Below are 5468 nucleotides of genomic sequence, written 5' to 3' on the forward strand. Positions count from 1 at the left end.
GAGACAGGCGCAGGCGGGCCCGGGCGCGGGCGCAGCCCCGGGACCCCCGGGCGCGGGCGGCGCGCCGGGCGTCGGCGCCGAAACGGCAGCGCTGGGCGCGGGGATTGCGCCGGGCGCCGCCGCTTCGGGATCGCTCGGCGCGGTGGCCGGTTCGGTACCCCCAGGGGAGGGCGCCAACGCTTCGGCAGCGCTGGGCGCGGGGGTCGCCCCGGGCGCCGCCGCTTCTGGATCGCTCGGCGCGGCGGCCGGCTCGGGATTCTCGGGGGCCGGAGGCGCCGCTTCGGCGGTGTGGGGCGCGGCCGCCGTGTCAGGGGGGTCCGGCGGCACGGGGGCCGGGGTCGTGGACAGGCGGGAGAGGAGTTCGGCGTAGGCCTCGCGTGTGCGGCCCCGGGGGTCCGTGCGGCCGGATTCCCAGGAGCGGACGGTGGTCGCGGTGACGCCCACCGCTTCCGCGATCTCCTCGTGCGTCAGGTCCGCCGCTTCGCGCAGGCGCCGGCGTTCCTTCGGGGCGGGGAGGCCCGGCTCCGTGGCGTTTTGTGTCATGCCACACTCCCCGCGGCCCGGACGCCCTGAGCAAAAAAGTACATAAACGTATATTGGGCGACACCACGGACATTCGCCTGTTACCCGCCCATAGCGCGTGTCGTTGGCACCATGGCGGGGTGACCCAAGTGACCGAACGCGGGACCCCGTTGCCGACGGCCTCGCGGGCCGCCGCCTGTGTGCTGGGCGGCGCCGTGGCCGCCGGACTCGGGCTCGGCTTCCTCGCCGTGCTCGTCATCGTGCTGTGGATCAGCTCCCCGTACCCCGACAGCGGCCCCGGCGGGGCCCTGCACCTGGCCGCCGGGCTGTGGCTGCTCGCCCACGGGACCGAGCTGATCAGGTACGAGACCCTCTCGGGGGTGCCGGCCCCGGTCGGCATGACCCCGCTCCTGCTCGTTGCCCTGCCCGCCCTGCTCATCCGCCGTGCGGCCCGCCTCGGGAGCGCCCCCGGGGAGAACGGCGAGGAGGAGCTGCCCACGAGCGTCGTCTTCTCCGCCGTCCTGTGCGGGTACCTCGGGGTCGGAGCCCTGGCCACCGTGTACGCGGCCGGGGGCCCCATGCCCGCCGACCCGCTCAGCGCGGCCTGGCACCTCCCGCTGGTCGCCGCGCTCGCCGCCGCCGGCGGGGCGTGGGAGGCCCGGGGACGCCCGCTCGGACCGCTGCCCGGCTGGGCCAGGCGTCCCCGCTACGCGCTCGCGCTGCGCGCCGGAGCCGGCGGAACCCTCGTCCTCCTGGGCGGCGGGGCCCTGCTCGTCGGCGCCTCGCTCGCCTGGCACGGAGCGGAGGTGCAGGGGTCCTTCCTGTCGCTCACCGGCGTCTGGTCGGGCCGCTTCGCCGCACTGCTGCTCGCCCTCGCCCTGATCCCGAACGCCATGGTCTGGGGCGCGTCCTACGCCCTCGGCCCCGGCTTCGCCCTCGGCGCGGGCGAAGCCGCCACCCCGCTCGGCTTCGGCGGTTCGCCCTCGCTGCCCCGGTTCCCGCTGCTCGCGGCGCTGCCGCCGGCGGGTCCCGGCACGCTGCTGACCTGGGCCGCGGCCGTGGTGCCGGTGGTGGCCGGGCTGGCGGTGGGCTGGTTCGCGGTACGCCGGGCGCGCGAGGTCTCGTACGGGGAGACCGCGCTCACCGCAGCCCTGGGCTCACTGGTCTGCGGGCTGGCGATGACCGGGCTCGCGGCGGCTTCGGCGGGGCCGATGGGCTCGCGGGGGCTGGCGGACTTCGGGCCGGTGTGGTGGCAGACGGGTGCCGCCGCCCTGGGGTGGAGCCTGGCGCTCGCGGTCCCGGTGGCGGTGGCCGTGCACGCCTGGCGCAACCGGCCGGCCCCGGGCCTGGCCGCCGCCGAGGACGACGAGTGGCACGACAGCGGCGTACGGGAGGTCCGCTGGGCGGCGCTGCGCCGCGCGGCGAGCACCCTGATCCCCGACTTCGCGCCGGCGGAACCCGCCGCGAGGCCCGAGCCCGCCCCGGATCCCCAGCCTGTGGACATTCCGGAGCGGGAGCCTGTGGACGCCCCGGAGCCCGTGGACACCCCGGCCGCCCCACCGGTGGCGGTCGCGCCGACGGCACCGCCCAAGCCGCCCCGGACGGTGACCGTCCTGCCCGGCTTGAGGCTGGACCTGACCCCGGCCCCCCTCCCGGCGAAGCCGCCCGCTCCGCCGCCGCCCCCGCCGGTTCCCGCGGTCACGGGCGCCCGGGTGCTGTCCCGCCGCAAGCCCGGCGCCGATCCGGGACGCGTCTGACGGGCACGGGCTCCCGCTACCGCTGCACCTTGAGCATCTTGCCGATGAAGTTGTCCGGCAGCAGGTCGTTGCACTGCAGCTCCGCCGTCTTCGTCAGGGCGTCGTCGCGGCAGACGTAGAAGTCCTTGTACGCGAACTGCAGCGCGTACGAGCTCAGCGCCAGCAGCACCGCCAGCGAAGCGGTGACCAGGCCGCTCACCGCCGCCGTGCGCTGCGGCCGGGCGGCGGCCCCGAGCGCCGCCAGGCCGCCCTGGGCCGACGCCGGAGCCGGCGTCGCAGCCGGCGCGACGCCTTCCACATCGTCCACGGAAGCCCTCGTCGCGGCCGCCGGCGCCGGCACGCCCCGGAGCGAGGTGATCCCCCAGTACAGCGCGAGGGCGCCCAGCAGCAGGCCCACCGACGGGATTCCGAAGATCCCGAAGAAGAAGCCCCACATGCCCGCCAGCAGCGCGTACCGCGCCCGCCGCTGGATCGGATCCGTCGGGTCCCACCGCGCCGGGCCGCCGGAGCCGAAGCCGGAGCCGGAGCCCGAGCCCGAGCCGGGCCCGGACCCGGGGCCTTGCCCCGGTTCCTGCCGGTCGCCGTCACCCCCGCCCCGCGGCTGCCAGGGCTGGTCGGGCCGGCCTTCCGGGGGCGCCGCGAAGGGGTTGTCGTCGGTCGAGGGGTCAGGCTGGCGGCGGTCCGGCATCGGGTGTGTTTCTTCCCCTGTGTCATGGACGTCTTGGGGACGTCGGCGGCCTGTTTGCGGCTTGTACGCCAGACGCTACCGCCCGGCCGTCCCCCCGTCCCTCGGGGGCCGTCCGGTGTGCCGGTATCGTTGCAGGCGGTCGGCGGCTTCGTATGGTCCCCCGTATACCGGTGACCCGAAGTTTCGTATGACCACACAAGACGAACGCCGCATTTCCCCGCGAGTTCCCGAGTTTCCGCGAGAAAGGGCCTCCCATGGCCGCCTCCCGCCTGGTCGTGCTGGTCTCCGGTTCCGGCACCAACCTCCAGGCCCTGCTCGACGCCATCGACGCCCACCCCGGCGGAGCCGAGGGCTTCGGAGCCGAAGTCGTCGCCGTGGGAGCCGACCGCGAGGACATCGTCGGCCTGGAGCGGGCCGAGAAGGCGGGCATCCCCACCTTCGTGTGCCCGGTCAAGGCCTACGGCAGCCGCGAGGAATGGGACGCCGCCCTCACCGGGGCGACCGCCGCGCACGCGCCGGACCTCGTCGTGTCGGCCGGGTTCATGAAGATCGTGGGCAAGGAGTTCCTCGACCGCTTCGGCGGCCGGTTCATCAACACCCACCCCGCGCTGCTGCCGGCCTTCCCCGGTGCGCACGGCGTACGGGACGCCCTCGCGTACGGAGCCAAGGTCACCGGCTGCACGGTCCACTTCGTGGACGGCGGCGTGGACACCGGTCCGATCATCGCCCAGGGTGTCGTCGAGGTCCGCGACGAAGAGGACGAAGCCGCTCTCCATGAGCGCATCAAGGAAGTCGAGCGCGAGCTGCTCGTCGATGTCGTGGGGCGCCTGGCCCGGCACGGCTACCACATTGAGGGACGAAAGGTAACAATCCAGTGACCGCCGTAGAGAGCAACGACCCGACCACGACCCAGCGGCCGATCCGGCGTGCGCTCGTCAGTGTCTACGACAAGACGGGACTGGAAGAGCTGGCCCGCGGCCTGCACGAGGCGGGCGTCGCGCTCGTCTCCACCGGCTCCACCGCTTCCAAGATCGCGGCTGCCGGTGTGCCCGTCACCAAGGTCGAGGAGCTGACCGGCTTCCCCGAGTGCCTGGACGGCCGGGTCAAGACCCTGCACCCGCGCGTCCACGCCGGCATCCTCGCCGACCTGCGCCTGGAAAACCACCGCAACCAGCTCGCCGAGCTGGGCGTGGAGCCCTTCGACCTGGTCGTCGTCAACCTGTACCCCTTCCTGGAGACCGTCCAGTCGGGTGCCACTGCGGACGAGTGCGTCGAGCAGATCGACATCGGCGGCCCGTCGATGGTCCGCGCCGCGGCCAAGAACCACCCCTCGGTGGCCGTCGTGACCAGCCCCGACCGCTACGCCGACGTGATCGCGGCGGCCCAGGGCGGCGGCTTCGACCTCACCGCGCGCAAGCGCCTGGCGGCCGAGGCCTTCCAGCACACCGCCGCGTACGACGTCGCCGTGGCCTCCTGGTTCACGAACGCGTACGCCCCGGAGCCCGAGGCCGTGCTGCCCGAGTTCCTGGCCGGCGCCTGGGAGCGCAAGTCCACCCTCCGCTACGGCGAGAACCCGCACCAGGCAGCGGCCCTCTACACGGACGGCCAGCCGGGCGGGCTCGCCAACGCCGAGCAGCTGCACGGCAAGGAGATGTCCTTCAACAACTACGTGGACACCGAGGCCGCGCGCCGCGCCGCCTTCGACCACGAAGAGCCCTGCGTCGCGATCATCAAGCACGCCAACCCGTGCGGGATCGCCGTGGACAAGGACGTCGCCGCGGCCCACCGCAAGGCGCACGCCTGCGACCCGCTGTCGGCCTTCGGCGGCGTCATCGCCGTCAACCGCCCGGTGACCGTCGAGCTCGCCGAGCAGGTCGCGGAGATCTTCACCGAGGTCATCGCCGCCCCCGCCTACGAGGACGGCGCGGTCGAGATCCTGGCCAAGAAGAAGAACATCCGCGTGCTGAAGGTGGACGGCACCCCGCACCAGCCGGGCGACCTCAAGCCCATCAGCGGCGGCGCGCTGCTCCAGCAGAGCGACCTCTTCCAGGCCGAGGGCGACGACCCGGCCCACTGGACCCTCGCCACCGGCGACGCCCTGTCCGCAGAGGAGCTCGCCGAGCTGGCCTTCGCGTGGAAGGCCTGCCGCGCGGTCAAGTCCAACGCGATCCTGCTCGCCAAGGACGGCGCCTCGGTCGGCGTCGGCATGGGCCAGGTCAACCGCGTGGACTCGGCGAAGCTGGCCGTCGAGCGGGCGGGCGCCGAGCGCGCGCACGGCTCGTACGCCGCCTCGGACGCGTTCTTCCCGTTCCCGGACGGCCTGGAGATCCTGACGGCCGCGGGCATCAAGGCCGTGGTCCAGCCGGGCGGTTCGGTCCGTGACGAGCAGGTCGTCGAGGCCGCCAAGGCGGCGGGCGTGACGATGTACTTCACCGGGACCCGGCACTTCTTCCACTGAGTTCCCCCGGCAACGGCGAAGGCCGCGTCCCGCACCACTGCGG

5 protein-coding genes are annotated in these 5468 nt (G+C 74.4%); 3 read left to right on the plus strand and 2 right to left on the minus strand.

Features of this window, described 5'->3' with window-relative positions:
• The coding region (locus ACFWB8_RS36640; RefSeq protein ID WP_385237524.1) for a helix-turn-helix transcriptional regulator at positions 1 to 543 on the minus strand (543 nt) is incomplete at its 3' end.
• 119 nt (positions 544 to 662) lie between these two features.
• Between ACFWB8_RS36640 and ACFWB8_RS36645 the strand changes: the two genes are divergently transcribed.
• A complete protein-coding gene (locus ACFWB8_RS36645) occupies positions 663 to 2279 on the plus strand; it encodes a DUF6350 family protein (protein ID WP_385237527.1) in 1617 nt (538 codons plus the stop codon).
• Positions 2280 to 2295: 16 nt separating this feature from the next.
• On the opposite strand, the gene ACFWB8_RS36650 is transcribed toward ACFWB8_RS36645, so the two are convergent.
• On the minus strand, positions 2296 to 2967 hold the full coding sequence (locus tag ACFWB8_RS36650; protein ID WP_385237530.1) for a hypothetical protein: 672 nt from the start codon (positions 2965 to 2967) through the stop codon (positions 2296 to 2298).
• A gap of 254 nt (positions 2968 to 3221) precedes the next feature.
• Between ACFWB8_RS36650 and purN the strand changes: the two genes are divergently transcribed.
• The gene (gene purN, locus ACFWB8_RS36655) at positions 3222 to 3845 is read left to right on the plus strand and encodes a phosphoribosylglycinamide formyltransferase (RefSeq protein ID WP_385237532.1); all 624 of its coding nucleotides are present in this window, start codon (positions 3222 to 3224) and stop codon (positions 3843 to 3845) included.
• On the plus strand, positions 3842 to 5425 hold the full coding sequence (purH, locus tag ACFWB8_RS36660; RefSeq protein WP_385237535.1) for a bifunctional phosphoribosylaminoimidazolecarboxamide formyltransferase/IMP cyclohydrolase: 1584 nt from the start codon (positions 3842 to 3844) through the stop codon (positions 5423 to 5425). The genes purN and purH overlap by 4 nt, the downstream gene beginning before the upstream one ends.
• The last annotated feature ends 43 nt before the right edge of the window (positions 5426 to 5468 follow it).

It is taken from the genome of Streptomyces sp. NPDC060031 (assembly GCF_042736805.1).
GTDB lineage: Bacteria > Actinomycetota > Actinomycetes > Streptomycetales > Streptomycetaceae > Streptomyces.